The organism is Lacticaseibacillus suilingensis (genome assembly GCF_016861845.1).
In the GTDB taxonomy this organism is placed as follows: domain Bacteria; phylum Bacillota; class Bacilli; order Lactobacillales; family Lactobacillaceae; genus Lacticaseibacillus; species Lacticaseibacillus suilingensis.
Map to the genome: position 1 here is coordinate 15,264 of NZ_BOLV01000006.1, position 24,967 is coordinate 40,230.

At 53.6% G+C, this 24,967-nt stretch carries 21 protein-coding genes and 1 pseudogene; 9 read left to right on the forward strand and 13 right to left on the reverse strand.

Features of this window, described 5'->3' with window-relative positions; all coding sequences use genetic code 11:
- Positions 1-40 precede the first annotated feature (40 nt).
- Positions 41-868, forward strand: a complete 828-nt coding sequence (locus JUF11_RS04765; protein ID WP_204118580.1) for a Cof-type HAD-IIB family hydrolase — start codon at positions 41-43, stop codon at positions 866-868.
- Complete coding sequence (locus tag JUF11_RS04770) at positions 865-1,827, forward strand: LacI family DNA-binding transcriptional regulator (protein WP_204118581.1); 963 nt, start codon at positions 865-867, stop codon at positions 1,825-1,827. The genes JUF11_RS04765 and JUF11_RS04770 overlap by 4 nt, the downstream gene beginning before the upstream one ends.
- A gap of 79 nt (positions 1,828-1,906) precedes the next feature.
- On the opposite strand, the gene JUF11_RS04775 is transcribed toward JUF11_RS04770, so the two are convergent.
- Complete coding sequence (locus tag JUF11_RS04775) at positions 1,907-2,530, reverse strand: TetR/AcrR family transcriptional regulator (protein WP_204118582.1); 624 nt, start codon at positions 2,528-2,530, stop codon at positions 1,907-1,909.
- 130 nt (positions 2,531-2,660) lie between these two features.
- On the opposite strand from JUF11_RS04775, the gene JUF11_RS04780 reads away from it, so the two are divergent.
- The gene (locus JUF11_RS04780) at positions 2,661-3,365 is read left to right on the forward strand and encodes an ABC transporter ATP-binding protein (protein WP_204118583.1); all 705 of its coding nucleotides are present in this window, start codon (positions 2,661-2,663) and stop codon (positions 3,363-3,365) included.
- An 11-nt stretch (positions 3,366-3,376) separates the two neighbouring features.
- A complete protein-coding gene (locus JUF11_RS04785) occupies positions 3,377-6,094 on the forward strand; it encodes an ABC transporter permease (RefSeq protein ID WP_204118584.1) in 2,718 nt (905 codons plus the stop codon).
- Between the two features lie 134 nt (positions 6,095-6,228).
- Here JUF11_RS04785 and JUF11_RS04790 read toward each other — a convergent pair whose 3' ends face one another.
- The 5 genes from JUF11_RS04790 to JUF11_RS04810 form a co-directional block, all read right to left on the reverse strand.
- Positions 6,229-6,480 (reverse strand): type B 50S ribosomal protein L31, encoded by a 252-nt coding sequence (locus tag JUF11_RS04790; protein WP_125579480.1) that lies wholly within the window; start codon positions 6,478-6,480, stop codon positions 6,229-6,231.
- A gap of 93 nt (positions 6,481-6,573) precedes the next feature.
- A complete protein-coding gene (gene murA / locus JUF11_RS04795; protein WP_203632232.1) occupies positions 6,574-7,866 on the reverse strand; it encodes a UDP-N-acetylglucosamine 1-carboxyvinyltransferase in 1,293 nt (430 codons plus the stop codon).
- A gap of 367 nt (positions 7,867-8,233) precedes the next feature.
- Positions 8,234-9,832, reverse strand: coding sequence for a CTP synthase (gene pyrG / locus JUF11_RS04800; RefSeq protein ID WP_204118585.1), 1,599 nt, complete (start codon positions 9,830-9,832; stop codon positions 8,234-8,236).
- Positions 9,833-10,477: 645 nt separating this feature from the next.
- Entirely contained in the window at positions 10,478-11,113 is a 636-nt protein-coding gene (gene rpoE / locus JUF11_RS04805) for a DNA-directed RNA polymerase subunit delta (RefSeq protein ID WP_308439908.1), read from the reverse strand.
- Positions 11,114-11,163: 50 nt separating this feature from the next.
- On the reverse strand, positions 11,164-11,610 hold the full coding sequence (locus JUF11_RS04810; protein ID WP_125579476.1) for a YwiB family protein: 447 nt from the start codon (positions 11,608-11,610) through the stop codon (positions 11,164-11,166).
- Positions 11,611-11,776: 166 nt separating this feature from the next.
- On the opposite strand from JUF11_RS04810, the gene JUF11_RS04815 reads away from it, so the two are divergent.
- Positions 11,777-12,583 carry a lipoyl protein ligase domain-containing protein gene (locus JUF11_RS04815; RefSeq protein ID WP_204118587.1) on the forward strand — a complete coding sequence of 269 codons (807 nt, stop codon included), beginning with the start codon at positions 11,777-11,779 and terminating at the stop codon, positions 12,581-12,583.
- Positions 12,584-12,585: 2 nt separating this feature from the next.
- Positions 12,586-13,935 (forward strand): HD domain-containing protein, encoded by a 1,350-nt coding sequence (locus JUF11_RS04820; protein ID WP_204118588.1) that lies wholly within the window; start codon positions 12,586-12,588, stop codon positions 13,933-13,935.
- On the opposite strand, the gene JUF11_RS04825 is transcribed toward JUF11_RS04820, so the two are convergent.
- Positions 13,936-14,379: an NUDIX hydrolase gene (locus JUF11_RS04825; protein ID WP_204118589.1), complete on the reverse strand. Its 444-nt coding sequence runs from the start codon at positions 14,377-14,379 to the stop codon at positions 13,936-13,938.
- A gap of 121 nt (positions 14,380-14,500) precedes the next feature.
- Here JUF11_RS04825 and JUF11_RS04830 point away from each other — a divergent pair.
- The 3 genes and pseudogenes from JUF11_RS04830 to mscL form a co-directional block, all read left to right on the forward strand.
- Positions 14,501-15,481, forward strand: a pseudogene (locus tag JUF11_RS04830) (YdcF family protein); the annotation flags it as partial.
- Positions 15,482-15,716: 235 nt separating this feature from the next.
- The gene (locus JUF11_RS04835) at positions 15,717-18,446 is read left to right on the forward strand and encodes a YhgE/Pip domain-containing protein (protein WP_204118590.1); all 2,730 of its coding nucleotides are present in this window, start codon (positions 15,717-15,719) and stop codon (positions 18,444-18,446) included.
- A gap of 94 nt (positions 18,447-18,540) precedes the next feature.
- Positions 18,541-18,912: a large-conductance mechanosensitive channel protein MscL gene (gene mscL, locus JUF11_RS04840; protein WP_125579471.1), complete on the forward strand. Its 372-nt coding sequence runs from the start codon at positions 18,541-18,543 to the stop codon at positions 18,910-18,912.
- A gap of 128 nt (positions 18,913-19,040) precedes the next feature.
- Here mscL and JUF11_RS04845 read toward each other — a convergent pair whose 3' ends face one another.
- The 6 genes from JUF11_RS04845 to purR form a co-directional block, all read right to left on the reverse strand.
- Positions 19,041-19,550, reverse strand: coding sequence for a dihydrofolate reductase family protein (locus JUF11_RS04845; protein WP_204118591.1), 510 nt, complete (start codon positions 19,548-19,550; stop codon positions 19,041-19,043).
- Between the two features lie 12 nt (positions 19,551-19,562).
- Positions 19,563-20,024 (reverse strand): GNAT family N-acetyltransferase, encoded by a 462-nt coding sequence (locus JUF11_RS04850; RefSeq protein WP_204118592.1) that lies wholly within the window; start codon positions 20,022-20,024, stop codon positions 19,563-19,565.
- Between the two features lie 149 nt (positions 20,025-20,173).
- Positions 20,174-21,142, reverse strand: a complete 969-nt coding sequence (locus tag JUF11_RS04855; RefSeq protein ID WP_125579470.1) for a ribose-phosphate diphosphokinase — start codon at positions 21,140-21,142, stop codon at positions 20,174-20,176.
- Between the two features lie 227 nt (positions 21,143-21,369).
- Positions 21,370-22,770, reverse strand: a complete 1,401-nt coding sequence (glmU, locus tag JUF11_RS04860) for a bifunctional UDP-N-acetylglucosamine diphosphorylase/glucosamine-1-phosphate N-acetyltransferase GlmU (RefSeq protein ID WP_204118593.1) — start codon at positions 22,768-22,770, stop codon at positions 21,370-21,372.
- Between the two features lie 176 nt (positions 22,771-22,946).
- Positions 22,947-24,101, reverse strand: a complete 1,155-nt coding sequence (locus JUF11_RS04865; RefSeq protein WP_204118594.1) for a VanZ family protein — start codon at positions 24,099-24,101, stop codon at positions 22,947-22,949.
- Complete coding sequence (gene purR / locus JUF11_RS04870) at positions 24,098-24,946, reverse strand: pur operon repressor (protein WP_125579467.1); 849 nt, start codon at positions 24,944-24,946, stop codon at positions 24,098-24,100. The genes JUF11_RS04865 and purR overlap by 4 nt, the downstream gene beginning before the upstream one ends.
- Between the last annotated feature and the right edge of the window lie 21 nt (positions 24,947-24,967).

Sequence of the window (24,967 nt, forward strand, 5' to 3'; positions counted from 1 at the left end):
CTTTTATCCTAAGGACGATTACAATAAAGGAGTGTCAATCATGATCAAACATCTATTTTCTGACATGGACGGAACCCTGCTCAATCCCGCGGGGCAGGTGACCGCTGCGACTGCCGCAGCGCTGAAAGCCGCGAATCTGCCACTTACCCTAGTGTCCGCCCGGGCGCCGATGGAAATGCTGGCCACGATTGAAGCCCTCAAGTTGACAGGACCGCAAATCGGCTTCAATGGCGGTTTAATCTTCAAAGCAGCCCCAAGCGGCTGGACCACCATCAGTGCGCGCACCATCCCCTTACCCACGGCCAGACAGTTACTCTTGACGCTGGCGGAACAGGTGCCTGCTTTGAGCATCAGCTTCTATGACCAAAACCGCTGGTATGCCCCACGTCAGGATGAAGGGATTCGGTTTGAAGCCCGTTTAACCGGCCAGACGCCTGTCATCGCCCCACTCACAACGCTATTGGCCCAGCCAGCTTTGCAGGTGTTTAAAATCATGCTGATTGCCTTTGACAAGCAGGTAATGCACCAAGCCCAAACTGTCGTAAAGGCCTTGGCTTTGCCCAATATCAAACCGCAACAATCTGGCGCTGCTTACCTGGAAATCACCAGTGACGAAGCCTTAAAATCTCGGGGTATTGCCTATCTGATGAACCAATTAAATCTTACTCAGGCTGAGGTGGCAGGCTTTGGTGATGGCCATAACGATTTGCCTATGCTTAACATGATGGGCCTGCCAGTGGTGATGGCCAATGCCGCGCCAGCGGTGAAAGCAGTCGCCGCCTACCTCACGAAATCAAATGCAGAGGATGGCGTCGCTTATGCCTTACAACATTGCGCCGATCTTAGACCAAGGAGGAAAGAAGCATGACCACCATTCGGGATATTTCGAAGCTGACAGGCTACTCGATTGCGACCATCTCCCGCTACCTTAACCAAAGCGGCTATGTATCTCAGACTGCCCGTGAAAAAATCAGCCAGGTGATTAAGGCGACTCACTACAGTCCGAATGTGATTGCGCGTGATTTAAGCACGGGCAAGACCAACACCATTGGGGTCGTGTTACCGCATGCGAAACACCCGTATTTCACGCAACTTTTACAAGGCATTCTCGCTGGCGCTTTTGCCAGCGATTATCGGGTCACTTTACTCCCTTCAGAATATGATCCGTCAATGGAAGAAGCGTACCTCGAACTTTTGCGGCGCAAGCTCTTTGACGGTTTGATTTTTACGTCTCACGGCATCGCCCTCACTAAACTTGCGAGTTACTTAGAATATGGGCCCATCGTCATTTGTGAAGATCCTGGTGCCATTGCGATTCCGGCCGTTTTTTCACATCGGGAAAGTGGCTATGCTGAGGCCTTCACCTGGTTGCATCAACAACATATTCAGCACATCGCCTTTCTCTTCAGTCGACCAGTCGCGCAAAGTGCCACCAGCGCCGTAACCATGCGGGTATTTGAACAAATCTACGCCACTAAGCCGGATCCTAACGCTGTCATCACGGATGTCACCACTTATGCTGATGGTTACCGCGCCGCCGCCACTCTGGTGCAGCGTCAACTACCACTGGAGTACATTTTTACTAATGGCGATGATGTCGCAGCTGGGGTGCGCCAGTATTACCTGGATCATCACCTGACCATGCCACCATTAATTGGTCAAGAAAATCAATTATCTGGCTTCTTATTAGACATGCCCACCATCGACCATCACTTTTCTAGTATCGGCCAAAGTGCTTTCAGTCTAGTGACCTCAGCGCCCAAACCCAAGACGCGGATTGCCATTCCTTCCCACTTTTTAGTTAACCGCGTTGAGTTTTCTTCTTAACCCATTATTTGCGCTCCTCATACCAAAAACTCTCAGGCAACTTGGTAAATGCCAAGTGGTCTGAGAGTTTTTTGCTTGGTTAGTTTGATGTGCCTCGCTGGGTAATCCCCAACATGTCATACGGGGATAAATACAAGGCGCGCATGATGACTTGCGCCAATTCAGCCGGGGGCAGGCGATCTTCACCAGCCAGCCAGGTGCGCACCACCGCCATAATGGCATTGGTCACCAAGCTTAAGGCATAGGGCTGCGGCAAATCGCGGCGAAACGTCGGCGTCCCTTTCACGCGGTACAGCTCGCCGAGAATGGCCGTTTGCAACTTATCCGTCAGCAAAGCCACGAATCCGGGATCGCCATTCGGGCCAAATAGAAACGCCAGTAAAGCGCGATTGGCCGCGACCAAGGCCACGATCTGGTCAATCACCGGATAAGGGCGCCCGGCAGTAAAATCTTGCGGATTCATGGTGCCTTCGATGCCCCCGTCTAACCGGTGCTGAAATTCAGTGGTGAGTGCCGCTTCCATTTTGGTCACCAAATCATCTTTATCTAGATAGTGCAAATAAAACGTGCCGCGACTAATCCCACTAGTACGGGTGAGATCGCTGATGGTAATTTGATTCAAGGGTTTGGCTTTACCAACGGCGACCAGCGCCGACATAATCGCCTTTTCCGTTTGGGCGACCCGTTCTTGATGCGTAGGCATGTTATTTTTTCTCCTTTTACTGAACAGTTTTTTAAAATCTGTGCATAGAACTGGCCACGAGCCGTTGTTTAATATGAGAGTAATTTGATTAACACGTTGTTCATTATTAACGGCTTGGAGGAGAAATGCAATGACGAATTTCATCACCGTGAAAAACGAAACCAAAACCTACGGCAGTGGCGACCACGCTGTCACCGCCAATCAAAACATTAGCTTCGACATCGCGCCAGGCGAGCTCACCATCATCTTAGGCGCTTCCGGCGCCGGCAAGTCCACGCTTTTGAACGTGCTTGGGGGGATGGATCACCTCACCAGCGGGTCAGTCAACGTGAACGGCATCGAACTGGGCGACCTCGATTCACGCGGCCTCACCACTTATCGCCGCAAACAAATCGGCTTTGTCTTTCAGTTTTACAACCTGGTGCAAAACCTCACCACCCGGGAAAATGTCGAACTGGCAGCTGAAATTGCCGATCAGGCGATGCCGGCTGACGAGGCGCTCAAGGCGGTGGGGCTGGAAAAACGCACGGAAAATTTCCCCGCTCAGCTCTCCGGTGGTGAACAGCAACGCGTCGCGATCGCCCGCGCCATGGCCAAAAATCCTGCCCTGCTCTTAGCTGACGAACCCACCGGCGCCTTGGATTACAAAACCGGCAAAAAGATTTTGCAACTGTTCCAAGACTTCGCCCGGCAATCCGGCAAAAACGTCATCATCGTGACGCACAACTCCATGATCCGGCCGATGGCAGACCATGTGATTGAAATCGCCGACGGTCAGGTCAAGGCCGACACCCGCAATGCCCAGCCGACCCCGGTGGCTGAACTCGAATGGTAGGAGGCCGTCTCATGACAATGTTAAATAAGAATATTGGGCGCGAGTTCAAAATGTCCCGCGCGCGTTATTTCTCGGTGTCAGCGCTCCTGATGCTTGGGGTCTTCGTCCTGATTGGCCTCAACGTTACCGGCCCCAACATGCGCCAAACCGCGCAAACTGCCTACCAAGCAGAACACTTGGCTGACGCCAAAGTCACTTCAACGGTCAGCCTCGACGCCAAGGACCAAACCACTATTCGCCAACTCAGTGGCATTAAAAAAGCCGAGTTTGGCTATACCACCGACGTTTTGGTCAAAAACACGACGCAAGCGTTGCGCATTCAAAGCAACCCCCAGACTTTGTCGCAGTTAACGCTCACCAAAGGCCATCAGGCGAAAACCGCCAAGCAAATCGTCCTCAGTGACAGCTTGCGCGGCCGCTATCAGCTAGGCGACAAGATTACCCTGGCCGCTGGCAAAACCGGCGCCACGACTGGCCTCAAGCACCGCAGCTTCACTGTGGTGGGCTTTGCCACCTCAACTGAATACTTGAAGAAAGACAAAATCGGGTCAACGAGTTTGGGGAATGGAACCTTAACCGGCTTTGCTTACACCACGAAAGCCGCGTTTACGGCCAACCAGCCCAATGTCGCGCGGCTAGCTTTCAGCACCACCAAAGGCGCAGCCTACTCAACGGCTTATGAGCATCATGCCACCACGTTGGTCAACAAACTGCAAAAAACGCTGAACCGCCGCAACCAGGCCCGGGTTACCAGCCTGCGCAGTGACTTAACCGATCAGATCACCACTGCTGAACAAGCCATTAAGACCAACACCGCTTCCTTGCAAAGCGCAACGGCCACCTTGACCGCTGCCCAAACCCAGCTCTCTAGCCAAATGGCTCAGGCCCAGGCCACGCAAAACACTGTCGCCATGGCCCAACTGAGCGCCAAGCAAGCCGCGCTCACACAGCAACAAGCGGCTTTAACCACGAAACAAAAGCAGCTCACCCAGGCCAAGGCCAAAGTCGCCATCGCCAAAACCACCAAGCGGCAACTCAGTCAGATCACCTTGACGGTGGCGACCCGCAATGATTACAACGATGGCTACAACAACTATGGCGAAGACGCCGCCCGCATTGATGCCCTGGGCAAATCCTTCCCCGCGTTCTTCTTCTTGATTGCCATTTTGGTCAGCTTCACCACCATGCGGCGGATGGTGGAGGAAAAACGCATCGAGATGGGCACGCTGCGCGCTTTGGGGTACACCAAAGGCGAGGTCATGCGCGAATTTCTCGTTTACAGTGTCACCACTGCCATTACTGGTACGGTGTTAGGCAGTATCCTAGGGCTGCTGGTGCTGCCACGAATCATTTTCCGCGCCTACACCGCCAACTTCAACTTTGCTAGCTTGCAACTGGCCTTGCATCCTGGCTATATCGCCTTGGGGTTGGCCCTGGCGTTATTCTCGACGGTACTAGCATCTTGGCTCGCCGCCCATGCTTCACTCAAAACCATCACGGCGGACTTGATGCTGCCAAAGCCGCCGGCCAGCGGCTCGCGCATTTTGCTTGAACGCATCACCCCGTTGTGGCAGCGCATGAGTTTCTCGCACAAGGTCACCGCGCGCAATCTCTTCCGCTACAAAGGCCGCATGCTCATGACCATTATCGGGGTGGCTGGCGCTACTGCGTTAATGATTACCGGCTTTGGGATTCGCGATTCCCTCAACACCATCATCGACCGGCAATTTGGCCAAATCAGCCAGTATGATCTGGTGGCGGTTTACAACCCTGATGCCCAAGCCGCCAAGGTCAGCGCGGCGAAAAAGACCGTGACCGCTTCCAATCAAGTCAAGCGCGAAACCGCCGCCTACTTTGAGAATGTTTACGCCACCACCAGCGGCTCTGATTCCCGCGAAAACATCTCCTTGATGGTGCCGCAAAACGCCAGTGCCATGGATCGGTACATCAAACTCCGGGATACGCAAACCGGCAAAAAGCTCACTCTCACCAACCAAGGGGCTATCATCTCGCAGAAACTCGCCAAACTGCAAGGCGTCAAAGCCGGTGATTCCTTCACCATTAAAGCTAGCGACGGTACCGCGCACAAGATTAAAGTCGCCGCCATCACCACGATGTATGCCGGCCACTATGTTTACATGAACCAACACTACTACCAGCAGGTCTACCACACGAAGACTAGCTCAAACGCCTACCTGGTGACACTGAAACACAGCACCAGCAAAGCGGTTAACCACTTTGCCGCCCGCTTCAACCACCAAGCTGCCGCTGTGCAAACCGTCCAATCGCAAGAAACCAAACGCACCATCACCAACATTTTGAGTAATTTGAATAACTTGATTCTCGTGTTGGTACTCAGTGCCTCACTCTTGTCGTTGGTCGTGCTGTACACCCTAACCAACATCAACGTCTCCGAACGCGTCCGCGAGCTGTCCACCCTGAAAGTGCTTGGGTTCTACCCCCGAGAAGTGCTCATGTACATTTACCGGGAAACCAACATCTTAACTGGGGTCGGGATTCTCGCCGGCATCGGGGTTGGCTACGCGTTCCATGCTTACATCATGGCGCTGTTGCCACCAGCCACCGCGATGGTTGCACCAGGCTTAACCTGGCTTAACATCGGCATTTCCGTTGGCCTCACGATTGTCTTCTCACTGCTCGTAATGCTCATGATGAATCACAAGATCCAAAGTGTCGACATGCTTGAAGCCTTGAAGTCGGTGGATTAAACCGCCGGCTGCTGGGCACTGAAAAAATCCACCCTCACCAGTTAATGAGTGCCATTAATGACTGGTGAGGGTGGATTTTTGGTGAATCAAAAACCGGCACGTCGCAGACAAACCGCAACATGCCGGGCAATGTTTTACTTGTTGGTGAAACCGTACTTCTTGTTGAAACGATCAACACGGCCGTCAGCCTTGCTGAACTTCTGCTTGCCCGTGTAGAACGGGTGGGAGTCAGAAGAAATTTCAACGCGGACGAGTGGGTAGGTGTTACCGTCTTCCCATTCGATGGTTTCGCTTGAGTTCTTGGTCGAACCGGAAATAAACTTATAGCCGGTTGAGGAATCCATGAACACTACCTGGTGATATTCTGGGTGGATGCCTTGCTTCATGATATCTTCTCCTTTGCCCTAAGTCATTGCCTGACCTAGAGATAATTCAGTACACAACTCTAGCATTCTATCATGCCAAAGCCAAACTTGCAATCAGTTTTCGGCTTGGACTGGGGCGGGTGTTTCGCTATCAATCAGCTCCACATCAGCGCCTAAGCCGCGCAGCTTTTGAATCACGCGGTCATAGCCGCGTAGGATATTCTCCGCTTTGGTAATGGTCGTGTCGCCTTCTGCCATCAGACCCGCAGTCATCAGACAAGCCCCGGCGCGGATTTCTTCGGCGGTGACTTCACAGCCTTCCAGATGATCTGCGTGGTGAAGCATGATCACGTCATTTTCCACGGTGATGTTAGCGCCCATGCGCTCTAATTCTGGAATGTGGCGCACGCGCTTGGGGTACAAGGTGTCGACAATGATGCCTTCCCCTTGCGCCTTCAGCATCAGCGGCGTAATTGGCTGCTGCAAGTCCGTGGCAAAGCCCGGATAAGGCAGGGTCTTGATCTGGACCATCCGCAAATCGCCAGAAGGATAGACGAAAATATTATCTTCGCCAACATCCATCACGACCCCCATTTCTTCCAGCTTAGCTAAAAAGGCGTCCAAGTGTTCGGAAATGATGTTTTTGACATTGATGCCATCGCCCACGGCCGCGGCCATCGCTAAGTAAGTCCCGGCTTCAATTCGATCGGGAATGATGGTATGAGCGTTGTGAGCGGCCAATTCCGCGACCCCTTCGATCCGGATCGTATCCGTCCCGGCGCCGCGCACGGTGGCGCCCATGTTATTCAAATAAGTGGCCAAGTCAATAATTTCAGGTTCCTTGGCCGCATTTTCAATCACAGTATGGCCTTTGGCAGTGACCGCCGCCAAAATCACGTTGATGGTGGCGCCCACTGACGCCATATCAAGGAATATCCGGGCGCCATGCAGGCCTTCCTTAGGCGCTTGAATGGCGATGGCACCATGTTCATTGGTCACGGTGGCGCCTAGCGCCTCGAAACCTTTGATATGTTGATCAATGGGGCGCGGGCCGATATCATCCCCGCCAGGCAGACCGACGACCGCGCGGCCGAAGCGCCCTAATAGCGCCCCCATGAAGTAGTATGAGGCGCGTAAGCTTTTGATTTTACCATTGGGCAGCGGCACATCTTGAATCTGGGTGGGATCGATATGCAGGACGCAATCAGAAAACTGCGATTTGACGTTCATTTCTTCCAAAATGGCCATCAGGTTGTAGACATCTTGAATCTCAGGAACAGATTCGAGTGTGACAGGCGTGCGAGACAAAATCGCGGCTGGGATCAGCGCCACGGTACTATTCTTCGCCCCGCCAATCACGACGGTGCCGGAGAGCTTTTTGCCTCCGTGAATCAGCATGTTTTTCATGAATTTTTTCCTCACTAAAAGACGTTCACTAGAAGCAACCACCGCAAAAATTGGCGCTTTGCGTTGGGCCACTGAAGCGGCACACGAAATTCGGCGCAGACGTCGAATTCGGCCGAAAATTATTTCGAAATGAAAATTTCGTTAACTGGTAGGCGTGAAGGTTTCAAAACTACATTCACCGTTATATTCTAATGAACTCGCGTCCAAAAAACAACCCGCAATCTCCCGTCGCACCGCCGTTTTCAGCAAATTGCCATTAGCACTCTAACAAAAAAGTGCCAGCGTTTCGCTGACACTTCGAAGTTAGTGCTGACCTTACTTGATGATAAGCGCGAAGCACCGCACTTTTCCAAGTAAGAAATGGCTTTTAGTAATTGCCAGCCGCCTTGATGAAAGCCTTGAACAGACCTTCTGGCTTGGTTGGCCGAGATTGGAATTCAGGGTGATATTGTGGGGCAACGAAGAACTTGTTCTTCGGATATTCGATGATTTCCATCAACCGGTTGTCTGGGCTGGTGCCAGAGAAGACCAACCCTTTGGCTTCCAGCGCCGCGCGATAGTCGGTGTTGAATTCGTAACGATGACGGTGACGCTTGTCGATTTCCTTGGCGTTGTCGTAGGCCGCTGCCGCCACCGAACCTGGCTTGAGCACGCATGGGTAGAGGCCGAGGCGCAAGGTGCCGCCTAAGTTTTCCAGGTTCTTCTTATCAGCCATGATGTCAATCACGGGATCTTTGATATCCTTGCTGACTTCCGTGGTGAAGGCATCCTTGTAGCCAGCCACATCGCGGGCAAATTCGATGGACGCCATTTGCATCCCTAAGCAGATACCGAAGAATGGCACATCATTTTCCCGCGCATACTTGATGGTGGTAATCATGCCTTCCAAGCCGCGATCACCAAAGCCGCCTGGCACCAAAATCCCATCGGCATCGCCGAGTAGTTCCTTGACATTAGCTTCCGTAATATCTTCGGCTTGGTACTTCTTCAAATCGATCTTGGCATTCCAGAAGTAGCCTGCAGACTTCAGCGCTTCAGTGACGGAAATGTACGCGTCCTTAAGTTCCACATACTTGCCGACTAAGGCAATGTGCACCGTGTCTTGCAGGTTTTCCACCCGACTGACTAGGTTGGTCCAGTCGCTCATATCCGCCGCTGGGGTGTCAAAGCCAAAGTGTTCCACCACGCGTTCGTCCATGCCTTGCGCCTGCATGGCCAGCGGCACGGAGTACAAAATTTTGGCATCGCGCGACTCGATAATTGACGCCACTGGCACATCCGTGAACAGTGAAATCTTTTTCTTCATGCTTTCGGTGACCGGCTGTTCCGTCCGCAGCACCAGCATATCTGGCTGAATGCCGACGTTCCGCAATTCCTTAACCGAGTGCTGCGTTGGCTTGGTCTTCATTTCGCCAGCGGCGCGCAGATATGGCACCAAGGTGGCATGAATGTAGTAGACGTTCTCCGGGCCGACGTCCTTTTTCATCTGACGAATGGCTTCCAGGAATGGTTGGGATTCGATATCCCCCACGGTCCCACCAATTTCGGTGATAATCACATCAGAGTCGGTTTTGGTCGCCGCCCGCATGATTTTCTCTTTGATCATGTTGGTGATATGGGGAATGACCTGCACCGTGGCGCCCAGGTATTCACCGTGACGTTCGCGGTTCAGCACTTCAGAATAAATCTTCCCGGTGGTCACATTGCTGTACTTGTTCAGGTTGATATCGATGAAGCGCTCGTAGTGGCCAAGGTCCAGGTCGGTTTCTGTGCCGTCATCCGTCACGAACACTTCCCCGTGCTGATAAGGGTTCATGGTGCCTGGATCCACGTTGATATATGGATCGAACTTTTGAATCGTGACTTTCAAGCCGCGGTTTTTCAGCAGGCGGCCAAGGCTGGCTGCAACAATCCCCTTACCTAGTGATGACACGACCCCACCAGTGACAAAAATATACTTGGTCATGAGAAAACTCCTTTGTGAATTTTTTCGGGAAAAAACAAAAACAAGCCCCCTATTCAATCGAACAGGGAGCTTGAAACCGTCTGGCCTTACGTTTTCTGTAAGGCGCCCAAGCAATATAGTAACTGGAAGGACGGTAAGTGTCAAGCACAGGCTGTGGAGCTGGGCGCACTTAGCTCGACGAGTAGCCGCAGGTGAGGGCGGGGCGGCGCCGGGACGCGGTGGTCCTGCTGCGGGGTCTGCTGGAGCCAAAATACGGTCTCCAGCCTCAAATGTGAACCGCCATCGCTTCGCTCAACGGCGTTTCACATTTGCCCCCATTCTGGCCAGGAATAGCCTGCAAAGCCCGCAGTCTATTCGTGTCCAGACTGTTTCGCGGCTGGACCACCGCGTCCCTCTGCCGCCCCACCCTCACCTGCTTCATAACAGTAACGCTTTCGCGTGGCTTCAAAAAAACTCAACGTTCGCTTATGAGTTAAGTAGCACATCAATCAGCCATAAACGACCAGGGCCTGTGCTTCACAGCCCACATCGGTCGAACAGCAAAGATGTTAATTTAAATCCAAAGCATTTTGATAATGACCACCAAGCCCTATTATTCATGCCTGAATGGTACAAAAAAAGCGGCGCTAGGCCGCTTGCAGATGCTTAATTTTCGTCTGAGTCATCATCATCGCTATCGTCATCCGCGGAGAAATCTGGGGTGTCGGTGTCGTCTGAATCGTCATCTTCTTCATCGTCGTCGCTGAATTCTGCCAGCTGGCCTTCGATACCGTCGGGCAGATTGTCTTCTTGTTCGTCATCATCGTCGTCGCCGTTAGCGTCAACGCCATTGTCGAAGTCGTCGCTGGTGTCTTCATCGTCATCATCGGCGTCGAAGTCATCATCTTCTGGATCATCGTCGTTGTAGTCGATGACATCATCATCGTCGGCCACGTCAGCGAGAAAGGCGTTGACCTTCTTACGCTTCTTGGCGCGGCGTGGGGTGTCTTCTTCATCTTCTGGGTGGTTGACTTCTTCATCAACGGAATCGTATGGGTACCAAGCCCGCAAGCCCCAGACATTATCGCCCAAGGAGATGAAGCTGCCATCATCATTCAGGTCAGTGTAGAATTGCGGCAACCGATCACGGATCTCCTCATCGCTTTTGCCCAAGAAGGTCTGAATTTCGTTCACGATGTCCGCAAAGCCCATCGTGTCGCCTTTTTCTTCGAGAATGCCGCGAGCAACCTCGATCATGGACAGTTCTGATTTATTCGCATCGGCAAATACATCAAGTTTCAACCGGTACACGCCCTTTCTGCTTAATACAGTCTATTGTGAATAATACGCGCTCAAGCGTTAAAAAGCAATCGCATCCGATAATTTCCCAGATGGTCGCCGTTGCCGAACAACTCGTACTCGATATAGATTTCGCCAGCCAGCGGATCCGTGGTCAGGCGCACATCGAGCCGCGGCGTCACCGTTTCCACCGGAATGATGCCATAAGGCGTGCGGTAGCGCGTCAGAATGCGGCGGTTGTTGGCAAAATGTAGCCGCAGATGCGTATCATCTTCGCTGGAGCCGCGCGACAGCTGGACAGAACCATCGGCCCGCAACTTCAGTGTGACCGGATAGTCGGTATGTTCTTCTTCGTTCACTTCACGATAGCGAATGTACAGTGTGTCCCCCATTTGAACGACTGTGCCTGGCTCATCGAACACATGGTTCTCCGTTTCCGCCTCTTGGGTGACAAAAGTCTCAAGGTGCACTTGCACCGGGACGCCGTGTGATAAATCCATTCGAATCAGCCCTTTCTGCTCTCCATTATAACGTAAAGACCCTCTTTTGGCTTAAAACTGACGCCTGCGTCATGTTTTATGCAGTTGGCCCAACCGCTCAATTCCTTGGGAAAGGTGCATGGCACGCCGAACTTGCATATAATAGGGTATGAATGGGGGCGAGCGGATGGACAAAGTACTGAACCAGGCAGGGCCAATCGGCGTGTTAAACCAACACTTCACCGCTGACCAGCGGCTTTTGAGCTTTGCGCATACCAACGCCCTTTTGAGCCGGCCAGCCGGGTTGCCTGCAGTGTTCGTCCACTACTGGACATTGGCCCGCACCGTGATTTTGGGAATGCAGGATTTGCGCTTGCCGCAGCTCCCAGCAGCGCTGAAGACCTTGCAAGCAGCGGGCTACCCCTTCTTTGTTCGCAACTCTGGCGGTTTAGGCATTGTCTGCGACGATCAGGTGCTGAACGTTAGCTTGTTCTTACCCCCTGACGCCGCCACGATTCCTGAAGCCTATCAGCTCATGGCGGACTGGCTGACGACTGCGGTGGGGGCGCCGCTGACGGTGGGTGAGGTGCCTCATTCCTATTGCCCAGGCACTTTTGACCTGAGCTTAGGGGGACAAAAAATCGCCGGGCTAGCTCAGCGCCGCACCAGTCGCGGCATCGTGGTGATGGCATATCTGGCCGTTGGCGGCGATCAAGCCGCGCGCGGCCAGGTGATGGCTGATTTTTACCAGGCCGGCGACGGCCAAGCCGATCCGCGCCACCGCTTTCCGCAGGTGAGGCCTGCAACGATGGGCACTTTAAATGCCCACCTTGCTGCCCCGCTCACCGCGCAAGGCTTAAGTGCTAAACTCACGGCTGCTTTAACCACAAAGCCAGTGTCCCTCACGCCTGTCCTTGCCACCTCGGCCTATCAATCAGCGCTGACAGCCGCCTTAACCGACATGCAAGCCCGCAATCAGTTTGAAGGAGAATAAATATGGCCATTAAAATGCTTCCCCGGGAAAAAGTCTTTCGCGATCCCGTCCATAACTATATCCATGTGCAGCATCAGGTGATTTTGGACTTGATCAACACCCCTGAGTTCCAGCGTCTGCGCCGCATCAAGCAACTCGGCGTGGCAGATTACGTCTTCCAAGGCGCTGAGCACACCCGCTTCACCCACAGCTTAGGCGTCTATGAAATCACGCGGCAAATCTGCGATAATTTTGCGGTGAACTTCCCCACCCAAACCCCTGGTGATGGCCTGTGGGATGACAACGAGCGGCTGGTGGCGCTGTGTGCGGCCTTGCTGCATGATATCGGGCACGGACCCTACTCGCATACTTTTGAGCACATCTTTGCCACTGACCACGAAGCCATCACCCGCCGCATTTTGACGGATGAAAGCACCGAAGTGAACAAAATTCTGCGCGGCGTGGCGCCAGACTTCCCCGAGCAGGTGGCCAGCGTGATTGCCCATACTTACCCTAACCCGCAGGTCGTGCAAATGATTTCCAGTCAAATCGACGCCGACCGGATGGATTACCTGCTGCGGGATGCCTACTTCACTGGCACCAAATACGGCGACTTCGATTTGGCCCGCATTTTACGAGTGATGCGCCCTTATCAAGGCGGCATCGGTTTTGACGCCAACGGCATGCACGCCGTGGAAGATTACATTGTGGGTCGGTTCCAGATGTACCAACAGGTATACTTCCACCCGGTATCGCGGTCCATGGAAATGATTTTGACCCACCTGTTGCAGCGCGCCAAGACGTTGTATGAAGCGGGTAAATTCGATACGCGCTACAACCCGCGGCTGCTGATTCCGTTCTTCGAGCATCAATTCGACTTAAAGGATTACCTGCGGCTTGATGATGGCGTGCTGAACACCTATTTCACCTACTGGCTGGATTATCCTGATCCGGTGCTGAAGGACTTGGCTGGCCGCTTCTTGAGCCGGCGGCCGCTCAAATCCGTGGCCATCACCGATCAAACTGCCGTGCTACTGCCACAGCTGCGCGCTTTGGTCAGCGAGGCCGGGTTTGATCCAGATTACTACACCGCCGAAAATGACAGCTTCGATTTACCCTATGATCAATACGATCCCAGCGTCGCCAATCCCAAAACTCAAATCGAAATTATCCAAGCCGATGGAACTTTGGAAGAACTCTCAACTTTGTCCCCGCTGGTAGCCGCGATTAGTGGTAAAGCCACTGGGGACAAGCGGTTCTATTTTCCAAAAGTCATGCTCAGCAAAAATGCCGACGATTTATTCGCCGGCACCTACGCCAAATTTCAGCAGTATATTCTCAATGACACGCTGATTGATCCCGCGTTCAAATAATCAGCGTTGCTTGAGCCATTGCGCTACGCCATAACGATGGGTTGGCCGCTTCAGCTCGGCTGCCGCCAGCTCGATCGGCATCAGCATCAGCGTGTTGAAGTCCTCCAAAGGATCCGCGACGCGCTGAATGTCGGTGCACGCGTAGAACGTGGCCGGGTGATAATAAGCGGTATTGCGGTGATGAGAGTAGAAATACTCGGCCGCGCGGCCCAGTTTGGCGCCGATGGTCACTTTCACCCCGAACTCTTCCAAGAGTTCACGAGTCAACGTTTCCTCATCGCTTTCGCCTGGCTCCACTTCGCCGCCGGGCAAAAACAAGGCATGATTAGGGGCCTGCAAAATCAGCAGGCGTTTGCCGCTGGCGTCAGGAATGACCCCGTACACCCCGATTCGCGTGTGATAATCAAGCTTGGGGTCTTTGCGTCCGAATACCGGATCTGCCATGATCAACTAGCCGTCCTTTTCTCATATTTTCCTCATTATACTTGAACCTGCTTCTAATCGCCACTAAGGATGTGATTTTGTGCCGAACTTTGCGCTTTGGTACTGGTTGCCAGCCCTCATCATGGGCGCGCTATTCTGCTTCAGCTTTTTCAAAGAACCACGCCATCTCTACAACGGAATGCTATTCAACTGGTTCGCCATTGTCTTTTTGGCGACTTTGGCCTTTGCCATTTTGGCCTCTGGTAACCGGCTCTTGATTGCCGTCACTGGCACGCTATTCGTGATTGCGGTGGGCATCATCATTTTACTGTTCGCTTTGCACTTAGTCTGGTTGCTTTGGAATGCCTGGCTGGTGTGGCGGCGTGAAGGCCATTCGCTGGGCAACATGCTAACGTTGGGCATTGCGGTGGGCCTGCTGTTACTGGAAGTGGCTGGCACCTTTGGCCGCCAGTGGATTCCCGATCCGTTGTATGACGCCTTGACCTTCTTCTTCACCCTCAGCATCGGTTACGAGCTGTTGGCGCTCTATAATTTCTTGACCATCCTGGTGCTTTACAATCTCTGGCGGCCGCGGCACAATCGCGACTACCTGATTGTTCTAGGGGCCGGCCTAATCAACGGGGACAAGGTTTCACCATTGTTAGCCGCCCGTATTCAGGCCGCCGTCACCTTCTATCAAAAACAAGTGGCCAAAAACCGGCCCGCCCCGAAAATTATTTTTTCCGGTGGCCAGGGCGAAGATGAGAAACTGTCAGAGGCCGCGGCCATGCGCGCCTGGGCCGTTGACCATGGCATCCCCGAAACCGATACGTTGTTGGAAGATCAATCCAAAACCACCTATCAAAATATGAAGTTTTCCAAAGCGTTGATCACCAAGCGCGAAGGCGCGAAACCTGTCAAGGCGGCCTTCTTCACCAACAACTATCACCTGTTCCGGGCTGGCGTCTTTGCCCGGGCGGCCGGGCTTGATGCCAATGGCGTCGGCGCCGCCACGTCCTTTTACTTCTTGCCCAATGCCGTGATTCGTGAGTATCTCGCCTTCGTGGTCCTGCACAAGCGGCGGCATATCATCATCATCGGCCTGATTGCGGTGATGGCGATCATGGTCGGCATTAGCGCCGGCGTGCGGTGGTTGGACAAATCCGGAAAATTGTATCAAGACGACCAACGTTTTTTTCGTTATCATGATAACAGCAAGCTACAATCTGGAACCTAAGTCAGTCTGGCTGAGGTTCTTTTTTTGTTCACTTTGGGGGCGCCAAGCTCGTGAATCTTGCGTTCTAGCCCTGCATAAATAATGCTATACTCTGCCCTAGAATAAGTTATTGGAGGATTTTATGAAAAACATTGGTCGGCTGTTCGTCCTTGATTGGCGGCGCATTTTAAAAAGTCCGTTTGCGTTCCTTTTAATTCTGGCGTTAGTCGTCATTCCCAGCCTGTATTGCTGGTTCAACGTCTGGGCCTTGTGGGATCCCTACAGCAACACACATGACTTGAAAGTCGCGGTGTACTCCGCCGATCAGCCCACCACTTTTCAGAGTCAAAAGGTGGCCATCGGCGATGAACTGATCACCGAGCTCAAGCACAATGATAAGCTCGGCTGGCAGTTCGTCGACTCCAAGCAAACCGCGGTTGAAGGGGTCAAAAGTGGCAAATATTATGCCAGCATTGTGGTGCCCAAAACCTTCTCCCGCGATCTCATGAGCTTCGTGCAAGGCAAAATCAAAAAGCCGCAGCTCGATTATTACGTGAACCAGAAAATCAACGCCATTGCGCCGAAAATCACCGATACCGGCGCCAATACCTTGCAAAGCACCATTTCCAAACAGTTCGTCACCACGGTTGCCTCAACGTTGGGCAAGGTGTTCAATCAAGCCGGCGTCAAGCTGGATGAGAATCTACCGATGATCAAACGCTTCACCAGTTTGGTCACCAGTACCGACGCGCAGCTGCCGACCATTGAAAAGTACCTGAATGAAGTCGACACCTTGCAAGCCAAAATGCCGACGCTCAAGGCCAAACTCCAAACCGCCAATGAAATGGCCACTTACCTCCCTGAAGTCAACGCCATGACCCAAAAGCTGGTGGCGTCGCAGCGTTTCTTGCCGGCCATCGATGAGGCCGGCCAGCTCGCCACCCAGGTCAAAGGCAAACTGCCTGAAGTGAAAAACGCTGGTGCCCAGCTGAATACGGTGGTGGTGAACTTCGACCAACTGGAATCCGCTGTCACCAAGTCCCTCACCATCACCAGCCAAGGCATCAACGTGATTAATTCGGTGGACGGCACCCTGCCGGCACTCACCGCCTTCGGTCAGCACGCCCAAGCCGCGGTGGCCACCACCAAAGACGAGGTGCTGCCGAAAATCAAGCAGGCGCTCACTTTGATTCAAAACGCCACTGATGCTGGTCTCACGCTGATTCAAGCCGCCAACACCAGCCTAGCCGCCGATTTGGCTAATTTGAAAACGCAACTGGCCGGACTGGATGCTGACCCAGATAACGCGGCGGCACGCACCGCCATTGCCGACCGGCTCACCGCGTTGGCCAGCCGCCAAGGGGAAGTGGCCACCACTGCCACTAAGCTGGCGCAAACGCTGACCCAGCTACAAACCGCGGCGGGCCAACTTAATGGCCAAAATGTCTCTTTCGCCGACGCCATCAACCGCCTGAATGCCTTAGCCGCTGGTGCCACTGTCATTCAAAAGCAGGCCACCCATTTTGCCGGTTTGGTCCAAACGGCCAGCACCGCCGAGCTGCAAAGTCAGCTCGAGCAACTGCAAAACGCCGCGACTCAATTTGCTCAAACTGCCGCCGACTTGCAACAATTACAGCTCGGCCAAACTGTGCAGCAGGTGTTGACGGCTCTGACTGCCGCGTTGCAAGACGCCGATGTCACCTTGGCGCAGATCAACAGCCAGATTTTACCGCAACTACCAGCGCTACTGGCCAACACCAAAGACTTGCTGACCCAGGCCAACACCTTCTTGGCCACCGCCAAAAAACAACTGCCAGCGCTCAAGACGGAACTGACCGACGCCAATGAACTGCTGAATGGTCACATGCAGCTGATCACCAGCGGCATCACCACCGTCGCTGACTTGTACCAAAATGATTTCCCGACCCTCAAAACCAAGCTGACCCAGGCCAACACCTTTATCCAGCAGGACCTGCCAGGCATCGAACAGGATTTAACCAACAGCTTGGCCTTGGCCAATGCCAAAATGCCTGAACTCGAGTCTGGACTGAAGCTGGCCGCGAATTTCAAGCAAAACGACTGGCCAACCTTGAAGCAGGCCATTCAAACCGGAGCGGCTGCCATCAAAAAAGGCGAAAAGTCCATCGACTTAAGTGCCTTACTGAAGCTGCTACGCCGTGATGCCACCAAAGAAGCCGACTTCCTAGCCGCGCCAGTCACCATTAACGAAACGCACCTCTACCCGATTCCGACTTACGGCTCGCAAAGCGCGCCATTCTACCTCGCTTTGTGTATCTGGGTCGGCGCGCTCCTGCTAGGCGCAATTTTGATTACGGAATACAAACTGCCTGCCGAACTGGCGCAAGCGACGGTGAAGCAGCAATATATCGCCCGCTGGCTCACCTTCGCCGGGTTAGGCATGGGGCAGGCGCTGATTGCGGCGCTGGGGAACCTCTACCTGATTGGTACCTACGTCGTCAATAAGCCGCTGTATGTGCTGCTGGCCATGCTTTTGTCGGTGGTCTTTGTCTCTATCTTGTACGCGCTGATTTCCCTGTTTGGTAACATCGGGAAGGGGCTGGGGATTATCATCCTGGTGCTATCGATTTCCGGCGCCGGTGGGAATTTCCCAGTGGTCTTGTCAGGTAAATTCTTCCAGATGATCAACCCGTGGCTGCCCTTCACCTACGCGGTCAATATGCTGCGCGAAACCGTCGGCGGCATCTACTGGCCGAATATGCGCCTTGACCTGTTGGCGCTGGCGGCGTTCGGCCTGGTGTTCTTCCTAGCCGGCATGTTCCTGAAAGAACCGATTCGCCCGTGGATCAACAAAATGCACCACATCACCCGCAAGAGTGAAATTATCGAATAACCGCTAAACTCAACGACCGGCCTTGCACATCTGATGTTGCAAGGCCGGTCGTTTTGTTAGAATATAAGTAAAGCGAATAAGGAGGAAGATGGCAATGCTAAAAGATTTTCGTGATTTCATCATGCGCGGCAACGTGCTGGATATGGCAGTTGGGGTCATTATTGGCGGCGCGTTCACCGCGTTGATCACGTCCCTAACCAATAACTTACTCAATCCGTTGATTGGCTTATTCCTGCGCAGCGCCAGCTTGGCCAAGTTGAGCGTCACCGTCGCCGGCGCCAAGTTTACATACGGGGCCTTCATCAACGACATTCTCAACTTCTTGGTCATTGCGTTCATCGTGTTCTTGCTGGTACGCATGGCCAACAAGATTTTACCGAAGAAAAAGCCCGCCCCTGCTGGCCCGACCCAAGAAGAACTGTTGGCCGAGATTCGCGATTTGTTGGCCAAAGAAAAACAGGCCTGAACCTGCTTTCGGTTCTGGCCCGTTGCCAGCGGCGCTTAGCCCAAGTTAGGACTGTTACTAACCGGCGTCATCCCAAGATGTATCTGGGGTGACGCCGGTTTTTTGGGCCGCCTTGCAGCTGGGTGCTCCTACTTCCGGCCCAGATGAAGCTCGATCAGCTCCCCAAGCCGCGTGGTCTCAATCAGCTTGAGGCGCGTTTCATAGTCGCCTGGCTCAAACAAGCGCTTGCCGTGCCCCAACAGCACCGGCACCACCTGCACCCACCACTCATCAATCAGATCAGCTTCCAGCAGGGCCTTCACCAAGCCGCCGCCTCCAACAATCCAGATGCCGCGGCCGGGCTGCGCTTGCAGGTCGCGCACCACGGTGGCCACGTCCCCGCTTTGGTACGGTGCGCCAGTGTGCGTATGCGACAGTACGACCAGCTGCTTGTCAGGGTAAAACGGCGTCGTCCCAGCAAGTGCGCGACTAACCTCATAAGTCACCCGCCCCATCACCAGCGTATCGATTTTGCGCTCAAAGGCCGAGTAGGTTTCCTGCCCCGCCAAGTCGCTACTAAGAAGCCACGCTAAGTCGTCGTGTTCGTCGGCCAGGTAGCCGTCCAGGCTGATGGCCCCATAAAAGTAAACTGGTCGCATTTTCTTCCTCCGTTACTCAGTTTGCTGCCAACCCATCACCAATGCCGGCTGGTGCACGGCCTCATCTTCTTCGCGTTGCAAGACCTTAAAGCCTTCCCGCAGATAAAAGCGCACGGCACCGCTATTCTGCTCATACACCGACAACGTTAGGGTCGCATACCGGTCCTTAAGCGCAGTCATCAGCTGGTGCCCGACCCCTTGGTTGCGTATTGCCGCGGTAATGAACAGGCCGGCTAAATAGTGGTCTTGGACGCCAGCAAACCCGACAATTTGGCTAGCCTGCCGCGCTACCAAGAGCTGAGCCTCAGGCAAGGCCGCCCGAACCTCAGCTTCATTCGTCCGCCAGTAGCTTGCCGGCACAAAGGCATGCGCCTGTTCGTTGGCCGCCAGCCAAATTGTCATCAGCTGGTCCAGCTCCTGTTCAGTTGGCGTCGTGAGCCAATCTAGGGTCACCAATTGCGCATGGTCAGTCATCTATTCCACACCTCCTTCAATTCTCAGATTTTTCTTGATGGTTCGCCAAGCTTATCGTCATTCTTAGCTAAAAAAGTTCTGAACTGCCGCAGATGCCGGTGGTTCAGAACTTTTTTCAACTTTATCTTAGTAATCAGTCACTTCACCGCTTAGCGAGTGAACCGGTTTTCGAACAACGGTGACACTGGCTTGTTTTCTTGAATGCGGGTGATGGCCCGGCCAATTAGCGGACCCACCGAAACAATCACGAGCTTATCAATCTTCTTATCTTCAGCTAGGTTGATCGAATCGGTGACAATCACGCGCTCAATCGCACTGTTTTGCAAGCGTTCCACCGCTGGGCCAGAGAAGACGGCGTGGGTGGCGGCGACTTGCACTTCGATGGCGCCGGCGTCTTTCAACGCCTGGGCGGCTAGGGTAATGGTGCCGGCGGTGTCGATCATGTCATCAATGATGATACATTTCTTGCCTTTGACATGGCCGACGATGTTCATTACCTCAGCGACGTTTGGCCGTGGGCGGCGCTTGTCGATGATGGCGATTGGCGCCTTCAGGAATTCTGCCAGCTTCCGGGCGCGGGTCACGCCACCATGGTCAGGCGAAACCACGACGGTGTCGGCATTGGTGTAGCCGTTGCGGATGAAGTAATCCGCGAGCAGCGGGGCACCCATCAAGTGGTCAACGGGAATGTCGAAGAACCCTTGGATTTGGGCCGCATGCAGATCCAGTGCTAAGACGCGGGTGGCACCAGCGCGTTCCAACATGTTGGCCACCAGCTTGGCGGTAATTGGTTCCCGCGAGCGGGCCTTGCGATCTTGGCGGGCGTAACCGTAGTAAGGAATCACGACGCTAATGGTGTGGGCACTGGCCCGGCGCAAGGCATCGATCATGATCAAAAGTTCCATCAGATTGTCATTAACCGGCGCAGAAGTCGACTGGATGAGGTAAATATCATCCCCACGAATACTTTCTTCGATGTTGATCTGAATTTCCCCATCGGAAAAACGAGTCACTGACGACTTCCCTAATTCAACACCCACTTCAGCGGCAATTTTTTCCGCGAGGGGTTTGTTCGAATTCAAGGCAAAAATCTTCAACTTCGGATCAGAGTAAGGCATGGTTTCCTCCATGATATTAATTTATTGATGAACACAGCACTGACTTTTGAGCCCATTTACAGTCTGATTATACCAGAACATTGAGGCGTGAACGGGCTTTTCCACCCATCAATCGCAATTTTATTTGCGTTTGCTGACCTAATTTTTAGGTACCACCGCAATAATCGGTGCGGCATTTGCAGAAAATGGCAAAGCAAAACCAGCCGCAACGCGACTGGTGGCTTTGACTACTTATCTGGTTGGTTCCATTCTGGATCATCGGCAATCGCCGTGCGCTGCCAGAAATCCGCCTTGTTGACCTGACGGGCCCGGGCGATGCCCATGGCGTGGTAAGGCACATCCTCGGTGATGGTGGAACCGGCGGCAATGAAGCTGTGGTCAGCAATGGTGACTGGCGCCACAATGTTCGAGTTAGAGCCGATGAAGGCGTGACTGCCAACCTTGGCTTCCCACTTCTTGACGCCGTCGTAGTTCACGAAGACCACACCGCAACCGACATTGATGTCGCTGCCTAAAATGGCATTGCCGACATAGGTCAAATGCCCGACTTTGGTGCGCGGCCCAATCGTGGCTTTTTTGATTTCGACAAAGTTGCCAAGATGCGCGCCTTCGCCGATTTCGGAGTCTGGCCGCAAATGGGAGTTCGGGCCGATATCCGAGCCGGTATGCATGATGGAATCTTCAATGGTGGAGCTGGTGACGGTGACGTGATCTTCCAGGGTGGCATTAATCAGCTCGGAATGCGTGCCAATCTTGCAATCCGCCCCAATTTTGGTGTGCCCTTTGAGGTACACGCCGGGCTCAATAATCGTGTCCGGTCCGATTTCGACATCGGCATCAATGTAAGTCGTGGCGGGATCAATCAACGTCACCCCGGCTTGCATGTGCTGCTTGTTAATGCGGGCCTGCATCACCTTAGTCGCAGCGGCCAAAGCCACGCGATCATTGACCCCCATGGATTCGGAGAAGTCCTTCATCCGGTAAGCGGCGATGACGTCGCCTTTGGCCTTGAGAATTTGAATCACATCGGGCAGGTAGTATTCGCCTTGGGCATTGTCGTTTTTGACTTCATGCAAAGCGGCAAACAACGCCTGGTTATCGAAAACATACACACCGGTGTTGATTTCGTTGACCCGCGCCTCTTCGGCCGTGGCGTCTTTTTGTTCCACAATCTTTTGCACTGTACCAATGTCGCTGCGAATAATCCGGCCATAGCCGAATGGATCCGGCGCCGTCGCGGTTAAAATCGTCGCCTTGGCACCTTTATCCATGTGATAGGCAAACAGCTTCTCAAAGGTCGCCGCCGTGAACAGCGGCGTGTCACCGCTGGCAATCAGGGTCATGCCTTCTTTAGTGCCTAACAGCGGCTCTGCCTGCAAGACGGCATGGCCAGTGCCCAGTTGTTCTTCCTGCACGACATACTGACTGCGCTTGCCCAAGGTTTCTTCAACGGCTTCTGCACCGTGACCCACAACCGTCACAATCTGATCCGGCTGGGTCTTTTCGACCTCGGTCAGCACATGATCGACCATCGGCTTACCGCAGACTTGATGCAAAACCTTGTAGAGTTTGGACTTCATCCGCGTGCCTTTACCGGCCGCTAAGATGATGGTGTATTTTCCCGACATAATGTTCGCTCCTATCCTACTAACATTCTCGTTTATCATAGCCCACTGCCGCCTTTTGAGCAACTGACAAACTGGGATAGACCGCTTGGTAGCGGGCTTTCAACAGCTTTCATTTGGCTAAACCAATTTAATCAAGTCAGCAAAAAGCCACCCGGATTGCCGAGTGGCTGACGGTGCTACACCTTAGTTTGCGCGTCCGTTTCAATGGTGCTGACCTGCTTGGTTTTCGCCCAGACATCATAGAAATAATGATTATCCCGCGTCACCATTTCCCACAAGAAATTGAGCACAATGAAGGCTGCCACGAGGCCAAACAGGCCGAGCAGCGCGAAGTTGACTTCTGTACGGTGGAACTTCACAAAGATTTCGTTAAAAAGCTGCATGAAGCCGAACACACTGTATTGCGCCACCCCGTATAAGAGAAATTCTCGCCACAGCAACCGGCCAAAGCCGACTGGCGCGCCATCTTCTTGGACAATGCGAATGCGCACCAGCGCTTTGCCTGGCGTCGCGCCACGTCGCACCAACGGGTAGACCACAAAGATGAAGACTGGCGCCAGCACTCGCGTCACAATGACATCCCCCAGCGCAGACCGCACGCCGAGCAGCGTGGCAATCAACTCCAGCACTGCGCCAATCAACCATACGCCCAGCAGATTGTCGACCAGAAAGGCCACAAAGCGGCGCAACCAGGTGACCTGACTGCCGCGGGCGCGACTTTTGGCATCCATTTCATCGCGGCTCGGGAAGGCGCGCATCAAGGCTGGGGCAATCAAGCCGCCCAGCACCCCGCCGGTGGTGTTGATGATCAAATCATCAACATCAAACAGCCGGTATGGCCGCGGGTAGATGCCGTACAACCCAGACAGCTGGGTCAGTTCAAAGAACAGACTGAGTCCAAACGTCATCACCAGTACTTGCGGCACACTGCGCTTAAAGTAATAACGCAGATAAACCCCAAACGGAACGGTCAGCAGCAAGTTGAACGCCGGTTGGATGAAGCCCGGCTGCTTCAACGCCGCCAACCAAGTCCCAGGATGCAGCGGGGAAAACACCGTGGTATTCAGGAACGTGCGCAGCGCCATGAACGGCACCAGGTTGTAGCGCGGCGTGGTCAATTTTGCGACACTGGCAATGCTGGGCAGTGGCAACGTGATGAGGAAATACGCCGTGATCAGGTAAAAGACGAAAGTATAAAGCACCACGGCCCGCCAAAAAATAAAGCTCCCATAGCGGCGGTACTGGACGATCATGAACGGCAGGGCCAGCAGCAAGGCCAAAAATGGAAACACCAGCGCCGCAGTTTTAATCGGAATCAGATACGCACTCATTCGGCCAACCCTTTCAGCCGGCTCATGTTCTGATCCAAATAGTTCCCTGGCACAGCATGCAACGTGTTGGCTTTCGTATCGACTTCATCCACGCGAATCAAACTAGTGTATTCCGACACCATCCGATCGCCAGAGAAGTTGCCTTCCGCAAACACCGAAATGCCCACCAATTCAGCATCGAATTCGGTAATCAGGCTGCGCATCCCGTTGACGGTGCCGCCGCCTTTCATGAAGTCATCCACAATCAGCACCCGGCTGCCTGCTGGCAAACTGCGCTTGCTCAACTCCATCTTTTCGATGCGCGCCGAAGAAGCGGACACATAGTTCACCGACACGGTCGAGCCTTCCGTGATTTTGGAGTCGCGGCGAACAATGACAAATGGGACATCGAGGTACTGGCTGACACTTTGCGCAATCGGAATGCCCTTAGTGGCCACTGTCATCACGGCATCCACTTTGGCATCTAAGTATTGGGTGGCAATCGCCCGCCCGATTTGGCGGAGCACATCAGGGCTACCCAGCAAATCAGATAAGTAGACATACCCCCCTGGCAGCAGACGGTCAGTTTCCGACAGCCGGTGCGCCATTTCAGTGACGAATTGTTCTGCTTCTGCCAGCCCCATCACTGGCACAAAGCGCACCCCACCGGCGGCACCAGGGACGGTTTCCAGAATGCCGGTTTGCCGCTGGGCGAAGACACGACGGATGATGGCAAGGTCTTCAGAGATTGAAGACTTCGCCGAATCATACCGCTTTGAGAAATAGGTCAATGGCACCAGGGTGTGGGGCCGTTCTAATAAGTACCGGGTCATGTCAATGAGCCGGTCGCTACGCCGAACTTTCATATTGTATTACTCCTTAACTCC

Bases quoted from the DNA above. Each gene is read 5' to 3' on its own strand.
- JUF11_RS04865 (WP_204118594.1), bottom strand. From the start codon at position 24,101: ATGAGTGCGTATCTGATTCCGATTAAAACTGCGGCGCTGGTGTTTCCA.
- JUF11_RS04810 (WP_125579476.1), bottom strand. From the start codon at position 11,610: ATGGATTTATCACACGGCGTCCCGGTGCAAGTGCACCTTGAGACTTTT.
- JUF11_RS04825 (WP_204118589.1), bottom strand. From the start codon at position 14,379: ATGGCAGATCCGGTATTCGGACGCAAAGACCCCAAGCTTGATTATCAC.
- glmU (WP_204118593.1), bottom strand. From the start codon at position 22,770: ATGTCGGGAAAATACACCATCATCTTAGCGGCCGGTAAAGGCACGCGG.
- JUF11_RS04765 (WP_204118580.1), top strand. From the start codon at position 41: ATGATCAAACATCTATTTTCTGACATGGACGGAACCCTGCTCAATCCC.
- JUF11_RS04815 (WP_204118587.1), top strand. From the start codon at position 11,777: ATGGACAAAGTACTGAACCAGGCAGGGCCAATCGGCGTGTTAAACCAA.
- JUF11_RS04770 (WP_204118581.1), top strand. From the start codon at position 865: ATGACCACCATTCGGGATATTTCGAAGCTGACAGGCTACTCGATTGCG.
- JUF11_RS04775 (WP_204118582.1), bottom strand. From the start codon at position 2,530: ATGCCTACGCATCAAGAACGGGTCGCCCAAACGGAAAAGGCGATTATG.
- JUF11_RS04820 (WP_204118588.1), top strand. From the start codon at position 12,586: ATGGCCATTAAAATGCTTCCCCGGGAAAAAGTCTTTCGCGATCCCGTC.
- pyrG (WP_204118585.1), bottom strand. From the start codon at position 9,832: ATGACCAAGTATATTTTTGTCACTGGTGGGGTCGTGTCATCACTAGGT.
- JUF11_RS04790 (WP_125579480.1), bottom strand. From the start codon at position 6,480: ATGAAGCAAGGCATCCACCCAGAATATCACCAGGTAGTGTTCATGGAT.
- JUF11_RS04835 (WP_204118590.1), top strand. From the start codon at position 15,717: ATGAAAAACATTGGTCGGCTGTTCGTCCTTGATTGGCGGCGCATTTTA.
- purR (WP_125579467.1), bottom strand. From the start codon at position 24,946: ATGAAAGTTCGGCGTAGCGACCGGCTCATTGACATGACCCGGTACTTA.
- JUF11_RS04845 (WP_204118591.1), bottom strand. From the start codon at position 19,550: ATGCGACCAGTTTACTTTTATGGGGCCATCAGCCTGGACGGCTACCTG.
- JUF11_RS04780 (WP_204118583.1), top strand. From the start codon at position 2,661: ATGACGAATTTCATCACCGTGAAAAACGAAACCAAAACCTACGGCAGT.
- JUF11_RS04785 (WP_204118584.1), top strand. From the start codon at position 3,377: ATGACAATGTTAAATAAGAATATTGGGCGCGAGTTCAAAATGTCCCGC.
- JUF11_RS04850 (WP_204118592.1), bottom strand. From the start codon at position 20,024: ATGACTGACCATGCGCAATTGGTGACCCTAGATTGGCTCACGACGCCA.
- JUF11_RS04855 (WP_125579470.1), bottom strand. From the start codon at position 21,142: ATGCCTTACTCTGATCCGAAGTTGAAGATTTTTGCCTTGAATTCGAAC.
- mscL (WP_125579471.1), top strand. From the start codon at position 18,541: ATGCTAAAAGATTTTCGTGATTTCATCATGCGCGGCAACGTGCTGGAT.
- murA (WP_203632232.1), bottom strand. From the start codon at position 7,866: ATGAAAAACATGCTGATTCACGGAGGCAAAAAGCTCTCCGGCACCGTC.